Genomic DNA, 16924 nt, shown 5'->3' with positions numbered 1-16924 from the left:
ATCAGTTTAAGCAGAAAATGAAAAAGCCTCCATGTCGGAGGCTTTTTGCTATTGATTATCGGCTCTTGGTTATTTAAATTGAGCCTTTACTCCATAAGCATTTGATTATCATGCTAAATAAAACGGATCATCAATCGACTTCGCTGGCGCTGTAAACCATTTAGGCCCTTGCGCTGTCATGTAAAAATGGTCTTCGTGACGGATCCCAAACTCCCCAGGTACACATAACATTGGCTCGTTGCTAAAACACATACCAACCGCCAGTGGCGTAACATCATTACGCACCAAATATGGCCATTCATGAATATCTAAACCGATACCATGACCAGTACGATGAGGTAAACCTGGCACGTTGTAATCTGGACCAAAGCCTGCGGCTTCTAACACGACACGAGCAGCTGCATCCACTTCACTACACAAGGTTCCTAAGGTAGCAGCATCAAACGCAGCAATTTGTGCATCCTGTTCAAGTTGCCATAATTGACGCTGACGAGCATTAGGCTCACCAAATACGTAAGTACGAGTAATATCAGAGTTATAGCCTTGTAACTGGCAACCGGTATCAATCAATACCGTGTCATTTTTCTCAAGCGCTTTAGGTGATTTAACCCCATGCGGATACGCTGTATCTTCACCAAATAGCACGATACAAAAATACGAACCTTTGGCTGCGCCCACGGCATAGTGAGCTTGGTTAATAAAGTCTTCCACTTCTGCAGTGGTGATGCCCTCACGTAAAATACTGGCAGTGGCTTTATGCACTTCAAGGGTCATGTCTTTAGCGCGTTGCATTAAGGCAATTTCGGCAACCGACTTAATCATCCGACATCCTGCCGTTACTGTTGTCGCACTTACAAATCGATGCTGAGGAGCTGCTTGGGCAATGCCATCGCTAATAAAAAAGGCGGTTGACTCATCAATACCGATTTTTGCTTGGCTCAAGCCGATGTTATCCAGCACATCGGCAAATAACTGATATGGGCTTTCATCTTCATGCCACGTATTTACTTGACCTTTTATGGTCATATAACCCTGTAACGTGTCGAGTTCAAATGCAGGTGCAATATACTGAACCTCACCCACAGCGGGGATAATAGCACCCACCATACGTTCGCTAGAAAACCAACGAGTACCCGTAAAATAGTACAAATTAGTACCAGCATTCACATAGATTGCTTCTAAACCATGTTGCGCCATCAATCGTTGTGCATGTTGAATTCGTTGATTAAATTCATCATCACTTATCGCTGCTACACCGTGAGTCATATTCGTGAGTGTGGCTAATGCTTGTTGCGGGCTAACGCCGCCGACACCGATTGTCATAGGTTTTCCTTTGGTTATTTTTATTGTTATTTATCTAGAGTCTGTGGAAATCAAATCGTCTTACCTTGTTCAAATATACAAGATAATCAATATCAACAAGGATACCGTCTGTATCGCTTTGTTACCATTGTATACAATATAAGTTTACAATTTTAATCAGTCTGTTCCACATTATGTCAGCGACTTCACTTGCCAGTTTGCCGTCACGCTTGCGATAATCGCAGTTCATTCTACAGAGCTGAGTTCATCAGTCGCCTCCAACGGAGAAACCATGTCCAATATTATTGCTACGCGTCTTAACGCCATTCGCCAACAGCTTGAAGTAAACCAAATAGATGCATTCATCATTCCTCGCGCTGACGAATATTTAGGTGAGTATGTCCCTGCTCGTAACGAGCGTTTACATTGGGCCACTGGCTTTACGGGTTCTGCTGGCATGGCAATCGTGTTAAAAGACCGCGCAGCAATATTTACCGACGGCCGTTACACAGTGCAAGTACGCCAACAAGTAGACGGTAACTTATTTGAATATTTAAGCCTGTATGACGACCCGCAAATTGACTGGTTAATTGATACATTAGCTGCAGGCGCTAACGTCGGCATCGACAGTCGCCTACATACCCTTGCTTGGTATCAACAAACCAAAGCGCAATTTGATAAAGCCCAAATCAATTTAGTTGAAGTAGATAACAACCCGATTGATGTGAGTTGGTTAGACCGCCCTGCACCGTCAGCATCCACCATGACTTTATTTAGCCACCAAGGTGCAGGACGTAATAGCGTCGACAAACGTCAACAAATTGGTCAGCTGGTTAACAAGCAAGGCGCCGATGTAGCCCTTATTGCCGCATTAGATTCATGTTGTTGGTTACTAAATATCCGTGGAAACGATGTTCCACGCTTCCCCGTCATACTTGGCTGCGGATTATTATCTAGTAATGGCGATATGACCTTTTTTACCGATTTAGCTAAAGTGCCGCAAAATATTGAACAACACGTAGGTGCTGGGGTGAGCTTTAAAGATGAAGCAGAACTGGCAACCGTATTAGCGCAAATGAATGGGGTTAAGCTATTGGCCGACCCTCATTCTGCCAACGCCTATTCGCAATTACTGGCACAAAAAGGCGGTGCTAAACTGATTGTGGGTACCGACCCGGTTGCATTACCTAAAGCACAAAAAAATAACGCCGAATTAGCTGGTATACGAGCGTGTCATATTCGTGATGGTGTTGCCGTCAGCCGCTTTTTAGCCTGGTTAGACAGCCAAGTTGAACAGAACATTATGCACGATGAAGCACAACTGGCTGACAAATTAGAAAGCTTTAGATTACAAGACTCGCTGTACCGCGAGCCAAGCTTTGACACTATTTCTGCCACTGGTGCCAATGCCGCTATGTGCCATTACAACCATAATAATGGCACCCCAAGCACCATGACCATGAACAGTATTTACTTGGTCGATTCTGGCGCTCAGTACATAGACGGCACCACCGACGTCACCCGCACCATCGCCATTGGCAAGGTGACAGACGAGCAGAGAAAAATGGTCACGCTGGTATTAAAAGGCCACATAGCCCTTGATACAGCCCGCTTCCCTAAAGGCACCTCTGGTGTGCAACTCGATGCGTTTGCTCGCCAATATTTATGGCAACATGGTTTTGATTATGACCACGGTACTGGCCATGGAGTCGGTCACTTTTTAAGTGTTCACGAAGGCCCGCAGCGCATTGGTAAAAACGTCAATGGCGTGGCATTACTGCCAGGCATGGTATTGTCGAATGAGCCTGGTTATTACCGCGCCGATGGTTTTGGTATTCGCATCGAAAACCTCGTCACAGTGCAACATTGCCAAGCGTTGGCAGGTGCAGAGCGTGAAATGTATGAGTTTGATGTATTAACCCATATTCCAATGGATGCACGCTTAATCGACAAATCATTGCTAACCGACTTTGAAGTGAATTGGTTTAATCAATATCAACAAAAAGTACGTCAAACCTTAGCGCCATTAATGCAAGGTGACGAGTTAGCATGGCTCAATAAAGTGACTATCGCGATTTAAGTGCCATCCAGTTCAACATAACGCGTAAGCACTGAATATAGGGCTTTGGAGCAATAACATGTCCAAAGCCCTTTTAATTAAAGCACCATCAAGTGCAAACTAAAACGCCAGTGAATCTACCTACTCACAGCAAACATTATAATTCCTAAAAAATGGTATTAAATTGCCATGCCAAGACGGTAATCAGTTATTAGTGATAAATGCTCAAAGGCTGTCATTACCACAACGAGTGACTTTTATGGTGAGATATACGAGCAATCTGTTTTTGTGGTGCGTTTTTTACCCACATAGCAAAAAAATGTTAGCCGCTTCCTATTTCCCCATTGTCGATTGTTGTAAACTCCGCGCCAACAAAGGCTGTGTTGGTAAGAGTAAATTTTACCAGACATGTGTATAACAAATTTGTTTACCACAATACTCGCAGGTCACTAACGCTATATGCGCCAAGTGGATCTCTCACCTAAGTCGTTCTCGTTTGGGGCTCTACCTGCCATAGCCGTGTCGCCAATGAATAACCATTGGTTAACTGATAATTTAAGAGATCAAAAGGTATAATCACTATGAAGTCTGAACAGACTATCTCTAATTCTGCTGCTGTTTCTGATTCGTTTTTGGATCGCTATTTCAATATTTCTGCCCGTGGAAGTACCTTAAAACGTGAAGTCATTGCTGGCTTAACGACGTTTTTGGCTATGGTTTATTCGGTGATTGTGGTGCCAAACATGTTGGGCACTGCGGGGTTTGACCCTGCGGCAGTGTTTATCGCTACCTGTTTAATTGCCGCGTTTGGTTCGTTGCTCATGGGGCTATGGGCTAATTTGCCAATGGCCATTGGTTGTGCAATATCACTCACCGCATTTACTGCATTTAGCATGGTGCTAGGTCAGGGAATATCGATTCCTGTCACCCTTGGCGCTATTTTCCTAATGGGTATCGTGTTTACACTGGTGAGTGTCACTGGCATTCGTCAATGGGTACTCACTAACCTGCCAACCGGTATTGCTCACGGTACGGGTATTGGTATTGGTTTGTTTTTACTCCTTATTGCCACCAATAGCGTGAAATTGATTGTATCAAACGATGCCGGTTTACCCGTAAAGCTTGGTGATATTAATAGCTTACCGGTTATCGCTACAATTGTTGGTCTTGCTATGACAATTGGGCTTGAGCGCCGAGGCACACCGGGTGGCATATTGTTGGTCATCGTCGGGCTATCGATCTTTGGGTTAATATTTGATCCTAGCGTGACTTATCAAGGCCTATTTGCTTTGCCTGACTTGATGTCTGAAACGTCGCTTATTGGCCAGCTCGATATTATGGGCGCACTGAATCCAGTGGTCCTGCCCATTGTGTTGGCATTAGTGATGACCGCTATCTTCGATGCAACTGGCACAATTAGAGCGGTTGCAGGGCAAGCGGAACTTCTCGATGATAAAGACAATATTGTTGGCGGTGGTAAGGCACTGACATCAGATTCAGTCAGCAGTATTTTTGCTGGCGTAGTCGGCGGCGCTCCAGCCGCTGTTTATATTGAATCCGCAGCGGGAACTGCAGCAGGTGGCAAAACAGGCCTGACCGCGACCATCGTCGGCTTACTATTTTTGATAATGATGTTCTTAGCGCCGTTAAGCTTTTTAGTGCCTGCTTATGCGACAGCTCCAGCGCTAATGTATGTTGGATTACTGATGCTAAGTAACGTCACCAAGCTTAATTTTGACGATAAAGTGGACGCAATGGCGGGCCTAACCTGCGCGGTATTTATTATTTTAAGCTGTAATATCGTTACTGGGATTATGCTTGGGTTTGTTACCTTGGTTATTGGCCGCATATGCAGTGGCGAGTGGCGAAAACTGCAACTTGGGGTTATCTTAATCACTCTCGGTTTAGTCGCCTTTTACATGGGTGGTTGGGCGATTTAACACCATTATTGAGCGAATATTAAGGCCAGCCATCGAGGCTGGCCTTTTTTGTTTTCGACATAAATATCGGTTAACGACAGAACGCTAGTTTAGCAGACCCACTGCTTGACGATGACAATCAAGATCGCGACTGCCAGCATCGCGAACTTGCCGAATATTCAATAAACCAATGTCACCTCGCCAATAACCACCAGCATTCGAATTGATTAATCTTGCATTAGATAAGGGTAAAACAGAGGTTGCTGCAGCTCTATTACTCTGAATTGATCTGCGTCAACGCAAAGCACGCCAAAAGGTTTTTAATGAGGTAATGAGCTAAATATTGGTAAGTGTTTGGAAGCATTAATTGCTAGGCGTTAAGTTGAATAAATATATGTTTGAGGTTAATACACGGACTTATTACGGTTTTTTTATTCCTTTAAAATAATGTCCAATGTGATGACTTATTGCTATAGAACAAAGCAAACAAATGGTAAAACGACGCAGCGAGTACTATAACTGAATAAACCTATAACGTTCGAATAGAACAAGTCATTGACTAGCGGTAAAAAATGGAGACTTCAACTTAATCAAAGCCTTGCGATAATAGTAAGTTAGTAAGCCTCTTACTCGTTATTAACCTCTATGCACTTCAATCTGGTTATCGGAGATAATCGACAGAATATGATGGATAGAAAAAATGCCTCACCCAATTCAGGTACAGTTATAGCGATACGCGGTAGTGTTGTCGATATTCTATTTGCTCAGCAACTCCCGCCTATTCGAACTTTATTAACTACCGGAGAAAAGGGACAAGTTTTTCTCGAAGTTTTTTCGCAACTAGATGAACATCGAGTGCGCTGCATTGCGCTGACACCAACCCAAGGGCTGGCTAGAGGCATGGTGGTAGATGACAGCGGCGGACCACTATTGGCACCTGTGGGTAAGACAATTATATCGCGGATGTTTGATGTTTTTGGCAACGCCATTGATCATAAACCACCACCAATAGATACCCAGTGGCGTTCTGTACATAACGAACCGCCAGCAATCGACCAGCTTGCAACTAAATCCGAAGTATTCGAATCCGGTATCAAAGTAATTGATGTATTAATGCCTCTTGAACGTGGTGGTAAGGCTGGACTTTTTGGCGGTGCCGGAGTGGGCAAAACGGTGTTACTGACCGAAATGATCCACAATATGGTAGGTCAGCATGCTGGGGTGAGTATTTTTTGCGGTATTGGTGAGCGTTGTCGAGAAGGTGAAGAACTCTACCGAGAGATGAAAGCAGCAGGCGTATTGGATAATATGGTAATGGTATTCGGACAAATGAATGAGCCACCTGGAGCACGCTTTCGTGTGGGTCATGCCGCATTAACCATGGCCGAATATTTTCGTGACGATGAACATCGTGATGTGTTGTTACTGATTGATAATATTTTTCGTTTTATTCAGGCGGGTATGGAAGTGTCTGGTTTAATGGGCCAAATGCCAGCACGCTTGGGGTACCAGCCAACCTTAGGTACTGAATTGTCACAACTCGAAGATCGTATTGCCAATACTGATACGGGTGCGATTACTTCCATTCAAGCGGTATACGTGCCGGCAGACGACTTTACCGATCCCGCTGCGGTGCATACTTTTTCACATCTATCGGCATCAATTGTGCTATCGCGGAAACGGGCCAGTGAAGGACTTTACCCAGCTATTGATCCGTTGCAATCTAATTCTAAAATGGCCACTCCGAGTATTATCGGTCAACGCCACTACGACTTGGCGCAGAAAATACGCAGCACGTTGGCACAATATGAAGAACTTAAAGACATTATCGCCATGTTAGGTATGGAACAGCTATCGGTAGCAGATCATAAAATTGTGGCACGTGCTCGTCGCCTTGAACGTTTTTTTACTCAACCTTTTTTTACCACAGAACAGTTCACCAGTATGCCAGGGAAATTGGTAAGTCTTAGTGAAGCATTAGATGGCTGCGAACGAATTCTACTCGATGAATTTAAAGACTATCCAGAAAGTGCTCTGTATATGATTGGCTCAATTGATGAAGCCATAAACCCTAAGCTTGAGAAAATAAACGCACAGCCAACTGTAGATAAGCAAACGGACAAACAAGGTACGTAACATGTTATCAGCACACATGAACCTTAAAATTCTATTGCCATATAAAGTGTTTACCGAGCAGCAAAATATTGTACGTATTGTCGCAGTAACCCATCAAGGTTCGTTTGGTATTTTGCCCCATAGACTAGACTGTGTAGCGTCATTAACCGCAGGGTTACTGGTTTATGAATGCGAGGGGGCTGATGAAGTCTACGTTGCCATTGATGAAGGTGTATTAGTTAAAACGGGCTTTGATGTATTGATATCAGTGCGTAACGCCATAGGCGGTTTGGGGCTGAGTGAATTACATCAAGCCGTTGAGCAAGAGTTTATGCACCTAGATGAGCAGGAACAACAATTGCGTTCAGTACTGATAAAAATGGAAAGTGATTTTATCCACCGCTTGACTGATTTTCATCATGAGCGAGTGTAATTATGAATAATAAATCGCAAAAAAAAACGTCGCTAAAACCAAATGCCGACACAACAAAGCCCGAAAAATATAAGTCCAACAACGAAAAGTTTAGCCGACAAGTTGACAATATGGCAACGCGAAAATTAAAGGCTCAACGCCATGTAAACAAAATAGTTTGGATGGGGTTTGGCATGATGGGACTCATTGGTTGGTCAGTGGTGGTACCGACCATACTCGGTACAGTATTGGGTATTTGGCTTGATAAACACTATCCCGGTGAACATTCAAGAACCTTGATGTTATTGGTTCTCGGTTTATGCCTAGGTTGTGCCAATGCCTGGTATTGGATTGACAAAGAAGATAAAGAAATCCACCGAGGCGATTAACTTAATAAACCCTGTAGGCAACTTATTTGATGGAAACCGACTTATGGAAAACTTATTGGTAGGCAACATATTTGTAGAGCTAGCATTGGCTTTGCTAGTAGGCACATTGCTGGGAATACTTTTTTTCGCAGGGCTTTGGTGGACGGTTAATCAGCTGCAATCAAGCCAACATGTTGCACTGCTATTTATCATCAGTTTGTTAGTACGCTCAACTATAGTAATTGCTGGATTCTATTTTATTATCGGCAAAGATTGGCATAATTTACTGGCGGGTTTATTTGGGTTTATGTTAGTACGTTTAATTACAACGAGATACATTCAACTCAAACAACATACACACTCGTTAAACAACGATCTCATACTCGATACTGAGGAAGACGTTTTATGAACCTTAGTCCTGACCAAATTATTTTCTGGCAAATGGGCTTTGTTAAGCTCAACGCGACGATAGTATTTACTTGGTTAGTCATGCTGTTATTGGTGATAAGTTCCATTGTTATTACCAGAAAATTATCCAAAAATATGCGCCGCACCCGCTGGCAAAACTTGCTAGAAATGCTTGTCATCATGATTAGCAGACAAATTGAAGAAGTTGGTCTGAGTAATCCCCATAAGTATCTAGGCTTTCTTGGATCGCTATTTTTATTTATCGCCGCCTCCGCCATTTGTACGGTCTTTCCCGGCTTCGAACCGCCGACTGGCTCACTTTCCTGTACCGTCGCTTTGGCATTATCTGTATTTGTAGCAGTGCCATTATTTGGCATTGAGGAGCAAGGCTTGCGCGGCTACCTAGTCTCCTATACCAAGCCAACCGTTATTATTTTGCCATTTAACATTATTAGTGAACTGTCGCGTACGCTGGCCTTAGCGGTGCGATTGTTTGGCAATATGATGAGTGGTGCAATGATCATCGGTATTTTACTGAGTATTACCCCATTTATATTTCCGATAGTAATGACACTACTCGGTTTACTCACGGGCATTATACAAGCCTATATATTTTTTATTTTGGCAACCGTATACATCACTGCAGCAACACGCATTCAAAAAACGGAGGATGAACTTGCACAAGACAGCTCTGACACCATTGAAGATCAAGACACTAAACCAGGCTCTCAGCAATGATCCAACACCTTAAATTGATTTAGGAGCAAGTATGGACAGCATAACAATTATTGCAATGGTATCGATTATCACCGCGGGATTAACCATCACTATCGGCGTTATTGGACCGTCATTAGCCGAAGGCAAGGCTGTTGCAACGGCATTATCTGCATTAGCCCAACAACCTGATGCATCTGCCACTATCACTCGTACCCTGCTTGTCGGCTTGGCGATGATAGAATCCACTGCAATTTATTGCTTTGTTGTATCGATGATTTTGTTGTTTGCCAATCCATTTTGGAATTACTTTATCGACCTAGCTGCAGGTATATAAGTTATGCTAATTGACTGGTTTACCGTATTTGCTCAAGTGGTTAACTTTTTGGTACTCATATGGTTACTGAAACGATTTTTATACCGACCTATTATTAATAATATCGATGCCCGAGAGAAAAGGATCGCCACAGAAATTGCCGACGCGGATGCCAAAAGTGCCAAAGCAGAGCAGCAGCGCAATGAATTTGAGCAGAAAAATGCTGAGTTTGAACAGCAAAAAACAACCCGCATGAATAAATTAATAGAAGATACAAAAGCCGAGCGGGCTCAGTTACTCGAAACGGTTAGACAAGAAGCAGAAGATCTCCGTAAAATATTACAATTAGCCCTTAAAAATGAGCAACTCAATTTACAAGTGGCGCTTAGCCAAAGTGCGCGCGAAGAAATATTTTCCATCACACGTAAGGTTCTCGACGATCTTGCTGAAACCTCTTTGGAAGCGTCCATGACAGAGATTTTTATTCGCCGTTTACATGAATTAACGGATAAAGAGACGACTGATTTTACCGCAGCATTTAACTTATCAGCTAAACCTATTCTTGTTCAAACAGCCTTTACACTTCCAAAGCCGCAATGCTCTGTTATTAAAACAGAAATAGAAAAAATATTGGGCCACGAGATAACACTTCAATTCGCCATTGAGCCCAAGGTCATCAGCGGGATAGAGATCAGTATCAATGGTCAAAAAATATCTTGGAGCATTAACGAATATCTCAGATCACTGGCAAAACGTGTTGATGAATTACTATTAACCACCAGCAGTATCGAGAATTCAGACTTAAGTCCCTCAAGCGCACAGGATAATAATCATGAAACCAGCGCCTGATTTCTTACAATCAATATTTGAGCAAACATTTTCGACTCTGCAACAAGCGCGGCAATCTTTTTCACCCCTATTGCAACCGCGAGAAGTCGGCATAATTACCAGTATTGCCACTGGTATTGCAATCGTGTCTGGCTTGCCAAAAGTCGGTTTTGAAGAAGTGCTTAAGTTCCCTGGTGACATTTTTGGCATTGCATTCAATGTGAATGAAAATGAAATTGGCGTTGTACTATTGGGAGAGTATTGGCATTTACAAGCCGGTGATGAAGTAGAACGTTGTGGGCATATAGTGGATGTTCCTGTAGGAGATGGCTTGATAGGCCGTATTATCAATCCTATCGGAGAACCCTTAGATGGCAGAGGCCGATTGCTATCAAGTACCCGTCTCCCCGTTGAACGTCCATCGCCTGCAATTATGGATCGTGCAGCGGTGAGTGTTCCCTTGCAAACAGGTATCAAAGTAATTGACGCCCTTATTCCGGTGGGGCGTGGCCAACGAGAGTTAATTCTCGGCGATAGACAAACTGGTAAAACGGCTATTGCCCTTGACACCATACTGAACCAGCGCGGTAAAAATGTACTTTGCGTATATTGTGCTATTGGCCAACGTACATCTGGTGTTGCCAAAGTCATTGCCACATTAGAAAAACAAGGCGCTATGGAATATACCGTTGTAGTGGTTACCGAAGGTAATGATCCTCCAGGCCTCGCCTATATTGCCCCTTATGCAGCAACCAGTATTGCCGAATATTTTATGCAGCAAGGACGCGACGTATTAATTGTTTATGATGACTTAACACACCACGCACGCACTTACCGCGAGCTGTCACTGCTGTTGCGTCGCCCTCCAGGACGTGAAGCTTTTCCCGGTGATATATTTTATATTCACTCGCGTTTATTGGAGCGGGCTACTCACTTAAGTCAAGAACAAGGTGGTGGTTCATTAACGGCGCTGCCCATTATTGAAACTGAAGCACAGGATATATCTGCCTATATTCCTACGAATCTCATTTCTATCACCGATGGGCAGATCTATCTTTCACCCTCGTTATTTGAACTGGGCGTGCTGCCTGCTATCAACGTAGGGAAATCTGTTTCTCGTGTTGGGGGTAAGGCACAACGTGCTGCTTATCGGTCCGTTGCATCAAACCTAAAATTGGCTTATGCGCAGTTTGAAGAGCTGGAAACATTTTCGAGTTTTGGCGCTCGATTAGATGACAACACATTAAAAACAATCGGCCACGGTCGACGTATTCGCGCTTGCCTAAAGCAAGCTGAATCTACGCCAATTTCTATGGTTGAACAAATTGCGGTCTTGCTGGCATTAACGGCCAATCTATTTGATGACATACCGTTGACACTAATGAGTGAAGCCGAGTTGGCAGTCCGCAATGCTGCTGCCGATTTTCCAGCTGAAATAATCACTCGTTTAGAGACATCTGAAGAATTAACAGCAGAAGATAGAGACGCCATTATCCAGTCTGTCCATAATGCATTAGCACAATTTATGTCCAGCCAGAAAGCAGAGGGAATAGTATGAGTGAAGGCCTCGCAAGTCTGCGTCATCAGATTAACAGTGCTGATGATCTTGAGTCTGTCGTGCGCAGCATGAAGGCAATGGCGTCATCTAATATCTGCCAATACGAAAATGCAGTTCACTCATTAGATGATTATTATCGTACTGTGCAACTTGGCTTAGCCGCCTGTTTCCAGCAATATCAATCCCCTAGTATTAAAACAAAAAGGCCACCGTCAAATAAAGCAGCCATTGGCGTCATAGTATTTGGAACCGATCAGGGTTTAGTCGGTCAATTTAACGAAGTAATGGTCGAATTTGTCTGTGAGTCATTGCAGAAAATGCCGGGGAATAAATTGGTCTGGACAGTGGGAGATCGTCTTCAGTCAAGGCTTTTAGAAACTAAACTCGTGCTAAAGCAAGGTTTTATATTGCCAAATTCAGTTGATGTCATTTCAACGCTAGTCGGTACAATTTTGATTGAAATGGAAGCGCAACGAGAGAAAGGGACAATCGATCGGGTGTATATTTTTCATCATCGCCCAAATGTCGATTCAATTTATACTCCTGTGAGCCAACAACTTTTACCCCTAGATGCTCACTGGAGTCAAAACTTTGCAAGTATTCAATGGCCAACTAATAACTTACCCGAAGTTATGCCCGAGCGGTCTGAAACACTAAGCGCTATGATGCGTGAATATCTATTTGTCAGTCTGTTTAGGGCTTGTGCTGAATCACTTAACAGTGAAAATGCCAGTCGCTTGTCTGCAATGCAGCGGGCAGAAAAAAATATCGATGAACTGCATGCAAGTCTTAAGCAAAAATTTCACAGCTTACGTCAAAGTGGTATCGATGCGGAATTGTTCGATGTCATATCTGGATTTGGAGCAATGGAATAGAGATAGGTTGAATATCAAGGAGCCGTGAACGATTCTTTTTTCTGCCCTGCGCCAGACGTTAGTGGCCGCAGGCCATATCTTAAATACACTTTTGTCCAAAAACGAGTTAACAGTTCCACACTCAAGGTGCTGTAAATGCCATTGCTATCAATCCATATCATCTAAACAATTCTCCGCTAAAAAATCTTTTCGTTAGACACAGATAAAGTTCAGGATTTAAACAAAAGTTTGTTATACTCCGCGGCCGCTTATCGATGGCACTCAATGGGGTGTATCATTCAAGCTTAACGTTTTTCAACTATCCTAAGACGTTAATCAACCCAGTTAAGCATGAGATCTGCCATTAATAATGGCTATCGGCCCAAATACTCTAGATTGACCTTGTGGAGCTAACTTAGCTTGTTGCAACTAAATCGCTTTGTTTTGATGTACATACAGGAACCGCACCATGAAATTCGAATCTTTTAGCTTCGCCCCAGAAATATTACGCGCGATCGCTGAGTGCGGTTATCAATCTATGACGCCAATTCAACAACAAGCGATCCCAGCAATCCGTCGTGGTGAAGATGTCCTAGCAAGCGCTCAAACAGGCACGGGTAAAACAGCAGCATTTGCGCTGCCTATATTACAAAGAATGTGTGATAACCCAAAAGAGACGATGCCGTCTAACACTCGTACCTTAATTCTGACTCCAACTCGTGAGCTTGCCGCACAGGTTGCAGACAACATTAGCGCTTACAGTAAGCATCTTAATTTAACGGTATTAACCATTTATGGTGGCGTTAAAATAGAGACCCAATCACAAAAACTTAAACGCGGTGCCGACGTTATTGTTGCTACACCAGGTCGTTTACTTGAACACATTGTGGCGTGTAACTTAAGTTTGTCGAATGTTGAGTTTTTAGTACTCGATGAAGCCGACCGTATGCTTGATATGGGCTTTAGTGCTGACATTAAAAAGATTCTCCAGGCAGTAAACAAAAAGCGTCAAAACATGTTGTTCTCTGCGACCTTCTCTTCTGAGGTTAAAAAGCTAGCGAATGACATGCTTGAAAAGCCTAAAGTGATTACTGTTGATAAACAAAACACTACTGCCGACACCGTTAGCCAGGTGGTATATCCAGTAGAGCAGCGTCGTAAGCGTGAATTAATATCTGAACTTATTGGTACCAAAAACTGGCAACAGGTGTTGGTGTTTACCGCGACTCGTGACGCTGCAGACAAATTGGTCAAAGAGCTTAACTTAGATGGTATTCCATCGGGTGTGGTTCATGGCGAGAAAGCACAAGGCAGCCGTCGTCGTGCGTTACGTGAATTTGTTGAAGGTAAAATTCGCGTATTAGTGGCCACCGAAGTCGCCGCTCGTGGCCTTGATATTAAAAATCTTGAATACGTTGTTAACTACGATTTACCATTTTTAGCCGAAGATTACGTCCACCGTATTGGCCGTACAGGTCGTGCAGGTAAAACCGGTGTGGCAATTTCGTTTGTGAGCCGCGAAGAAGAACGCACTCTAGCTGATATTGAAAAGCTAATCGGTCAGCCAATTCGTCGAGTCACAGTACCGGGTTATGAAGTCGGTAGCCGTGAAGTACTGCTTAAGCAGATTGAAAAGCGCCGTAGTTTTGCTAAAAAACAACAACGTGGTGATAACGCTGGCGCCCAGATGATTGCTGAGAAAAACATGGACGGACGTCGTGTTAAAGTGGGTAAAGTCAGCAGCACGGTTAAATACAAAAAGATTAAATAACTCAACTCGAAAGAGTTAATGGTAATAGAAAAAAGCGCTTAGGCGCTTTTTTTGTGTTTGAATGAAATGAATTGTGTGATTATGAGGTCTACTTTAGTCGGGACATTACTCTATAAGGACTTATCATGTTAAAAACTCTGCTAATTGCCACCGCACTTACGTTAACCAGTTTAGCCAGTGTGGCTAAGCCTATTGCCAGTGACGAGAACAATGTCATGCCACTGCTCAATGGCCACCAAATACCAGCAATAACCCTGCAAGATGTTGATGGTAAAGCGGTTGAACTCAGTAAACTTGTGGCTCAAAAGCCGACTATATTTTTCTTTTACCGTGGCGGTTGGTGTCCATTTTGTAATTCGCAAATGGGTCAGTTAAAAGCCATTGAACCAAAACTGATTGAGATGGGTTTCCAGTTAGTGGGTATTTCACCTGACACCCCTGAAAAAATGCGCGCGTCGATGAATAAGCAAGAACTCGATTATTTATTGCTGTCTGACACCTCAATGGCGGCATCGCAAGCATTTGGTTTAGCCTATTACACCAGTGCAGATATCACTAAAAAATATACTGCCAGTTTAGCGGTAACCAATGAACTGTTTACTACCCCAGCGGGTGATAAACGTTTAGTGTTACCCGTGCCAGCTGTCTATTTGGCAGATAAAAATGGTTTAATTCATTTTCAATATGTAAATCCAAACTACAAGGTTCGCCCTGCGCCAGAGCTAATTTTAACCGCTGCTGAGTTACTCGTTAAACCTTAGTTAACGCCAAATTCAAATAGAATCTAGCCAACATTAATCCAATAATGTTGGCTTTTTTTATCTTATCCCCCTGAATTCAACGCTGTAGTGTTATGACTCTTACCCACTCACACTTGGCATTTTCGACCACCACACTCCTACATTCCTATACATCTAGACTTATCGTAATTAAAAACAATCTTTCATCACAAAAAACCTCGAAATACAGGCGTTTTAGCCAATTAGTTCATTTTATATTGGATTTTTAATACCTCACCTCGTTACACTGTTCTGCATATAAGAATATCCCTACACAGAGGCTGTAAATTACCATGTCTATTGCTACTACATTTGGCACAGCAAATTCTTCTGGCACGATTAAGGCGATGCTATTAGGTTGCGGAGAGCTCGGCAAAGAAGTTGCCATTGAGCTACAACGTTACGGAATTGAAGTTATCGGAGTTGATCGCTATCCCAATGCCCCAGCAATGCAAATTGCCCATCGTTTTCATGTGATTAACATGCTGGATGCAAAAGCATTAAAAGATGTTATCGAGCTTGAACAGCCAGATTTAGTGATTCCAGAAATTGAAGCCATTGCCACCCAAACGTTAGTGGAACTAGAGCAGCAAGGATTGCACGTAGTGCCAACCGCTAACGCGGCTAAACTCACCATGGATCGTGAAGGTATTCGCCGACTTGCGGCAGAAACGTTATCAATACCAACATCAAAGTACTTTTTCTGTGACACTCTAGCTGAATTTGAACAGGCCGTTACCGACATTGGCATTCCATGCGTGGTTAAGCCAGTAATGAGTTCGTCTGGTAAAGGCCAGAGTGTGATTAAGTCTGCACAAACCATTCAGCAAGCATGGGCTTACGCCCAAGAAGGTGGTCGTGCAGGTAAAGGACGAGTGATTGTTGAAGCTTTTATTCCATTTGATTACGAAATTACCTTACTGACTATCAGTGCCGTCAGTGGGATTCACTTTTGCGAGCCAATAGGTCACCGCCAAGAAGATGGTGATTATCGTGAATCATGGCAGCCACAAGCGATGTCGGCGGCAGTGCTACAAAAAGCCCAAGCTATGAGTCAAAAAGTGGTTGAAGCCCTTGGTGGTTATGGTTTATTTGGAGTCGAGTTGTTTGTAAAAGGTGATGACGTTTATTTTTCTGAAGTGTCACCTAGACCACACGATACAGGTTTAGTGACCTTAATCAGCCAGGATTTATCTGAGTTTGCCTTGCATGTACGTGCGATTTTAGGATTACCAATAAGCAATATTGTGCAGCATGGTCCAAGTGCTTCTGCGGTTATTCTTGCCGAAGGCACATCCACCAATATCCGTTACCAGGGTATGGCTGCCGCCTTAGCGCCAGCCGATACTCAATTACGCTTGTTTGGTAAGCCAGACATTGATGGCCGCCGGCGCTTAGGTGTAGCGCTAGCCCGCGATAACTCGGTAGAACAAGCGGTCGAAAAAGCGAAAACTGTTGCCAGTCATATCAAGGTACTATTTTAACGTCTAACTTAACGATGAACTAAGCCGTGGAATATCT

General features: G+C 43.3%; 15 protein-coding genes. 14 read left to right on the top strand and 1 reads right to left on the bottom strand.

Annotated features, from left to right (window positions below; all coding sequences use genetic code 11):
- Nucleotides 1-108: 108 nt before the first annotated feature.
- A complete protein-coding gene (locus tag CXF88_RS21375) occupies nt 109-1323 on the bottom strand; it encodes a Xaa-Pro peptidase family protein (RefSeq protein ID WP_101088774.1) in 1215 nt (404 codons plus the stop codon).
- Nucleotides 1324-1594: 271 nt separating this feature from the next.
- On the opposite strand from CXF88_RS21375, the gene CXF88_RS21370 reads away from it, so the two are divergent.
- The 14 genes from CXF88_RS21370 to purT all read left to right on the top strand — a co-directional run bounded on the left by CXF88_RS21370 (nt 1595) and on the right by purT (nt 16887).
- A complete protein-coding gene (locus CXF88_RS21370) occupies nt 1595-3382 on the top strand; it encodes an aminopeptidase P family protein (RefSeq protein ID WP_101088773.1) in 1788 nt (595 codons plus the stop codon).
- Between the two features lie 560 nt (nt 3383-3942).
- A complete protein-coding gene (locus CXF88_RS21365) occupies nt 3943-5301 on the top strand; it encodes an NCS2 family permease (protein WP_101088772.1) in 1359 nt (452 codons plus the stop codon).
- Between the two features lie 663 nt (nt 5302-5964).
- Complete coding sequence (gene atpD, locus CXF88_RS21360; protein WP_101088771.1) at nt 5965-7416, top strand: F0F1 ATP synthase subunit beta; 1452 nt, start codon at nt 5965-5967, stop codon at nt 7414-7416.
- Between the two features lies 1 nt (nt 7417).
- Nucleotides 7418-7828, top strand: coding sequence for a F0F1 ATP synthase subunit epsilon (locus tag CXF88_RS21355; protein ID WP_101088770.1), 411 nt, complete (start codon nt 7418-7420; stop codon nt 7826-7828).
- 2 nt (nt 7829-7830) lie between these two features.
- Nucleotides 7831-8196: an AtpZ/AtpI family protein gene (locus tag CXF88_RS21350; protein WP_101088769.1), complete on the top strand. Its 366-nt coding sequence runs from the start codon at nt 7831-7833 to the stop codon at nt 8194-8196.
- Nucleotides 8144-8584: an ATP synthase subunit I gene (locus CXF88_RS21345; RefSeq protein WP_242445221.1), complete on the top strand. Its 441-nt coding sequence runs from the start codon at nt 8144-8146 to the stop codon at nt 8582-8584. The genes CXF88_RS21350 and CXF88_RS21345 overlap by 53 nt, the downstream gene beginning before the upstream one ends.
- Nucleotides 8581-9321, top strand: coding sequence for a F0F1 ATP synthase subunit A (locus CXF88_RS21340; protein WP_101088767.1), 741 nt, complete (start codon nt 8581-8583; stop codon nt 9319-9321). Before CXF88_RS21345 ends, CXF88_RS21340 begins: the two co-directional genes overlap by 4 nt.
- A gap of 31 nt (nt 9322-9352) precedes the next feature.
- A complete protein-coding gene (locus CXF88_RS21335; protein WP_101088766.1) occupies nt 9353-9634 on the top strand; it encodes a F0F1 ATP synthase subunit C in 282 nt (93 codons plus the stop codon).
- Nucleotides 9635-9637: 3 nt separating this feature from the next.
- Nucleotides 9638-10462 carry a F0F1 ATP synthase subunit delta gene (locus CXF88_RS21330; protein WP_101088765.1) on the top strand — a complete coding sequence of 275 codons (825 nt, stop codon included), beginning with the start codon at nt 9638-9640 and terminating at the stop codon, nt 10460-10462.
- A complete protein-coding gene (locus CXF88_RS21325) occupies nt 10446-11999 on the top strand; it encodes an alternate F1F0 ATPase, F1 subunit alpha (RefSeq protein ID WP_101088764.1) in 1554 nt (517 codons plus the stop codon). Before CXF88_RS21330 ends, CXF88_RS21325 begins: the two co-directional genes overlap by 17 nt.
- The gene (locus CXF88_RS21320) at nt 11996-12874 is read left to right on the top strand and encodes a F0F1 ATP synthase subunit gamma (protein ID WP_101088763.1); all 879 of its coding nucleotides are present in this window, start codon (nt 11996-11998) and stop codon (nt 12872-12874) included. Before CXF88_RS21325 ends, CXF88_RS21320 begins: the two co-directional genes overlap by 4 nt.
- 448 nt (nt 12875-13322) lie before the next feature.
- The gene (locus CXF88_RS21315) at nt 13323-14624 is read left to right on the top strand and encodes a DEAD/DEAH box helicase (protein WP_059744719.1); all 1302 of its coding nucleotides are present in this window, start codon (nt 13323-13325) and stop codon (nt 14622-14624) included.
- A gap of 125 nt (nt 14625-14749) precedes the next feature.
- Entirely contained in the window at nt 14750-15385 is a 636-nt protein-coding gene (locus CXF88_RS21310) for a peroxiredoxin-like family protein (RefSeq protein ID WP_101088762.1), read from the top strand.
- A gap of 311 nt (nt 15386-15696) precedes the next feature.
- A complete protein-coding gene (purT, locus tag CXF88_RS21305; protein ID WP_059744722.1) occupies nt 15697-16887 on the top strand; it encodes a formate-dependent phosphoribosylglycinamide formyltransferase in 1191 nt (396 codons plus the stop codon).
- Nucleotides 16888-16924: the final 37 nt, after the last annotated feature.

It is taken from the genome of Shewanella sp. ALD9, assembly GCF_002836315.1.
Lineage (GTDB): Bacteria > Pseudomonadota > Gammaproteobacteria > Enterobacterales > Shewanellaceae > Shewanella.
Note: the sequence above shows the minus strand (reverse complement) of the source record. Positions and strands in the feature narration are given on the sequence as shown.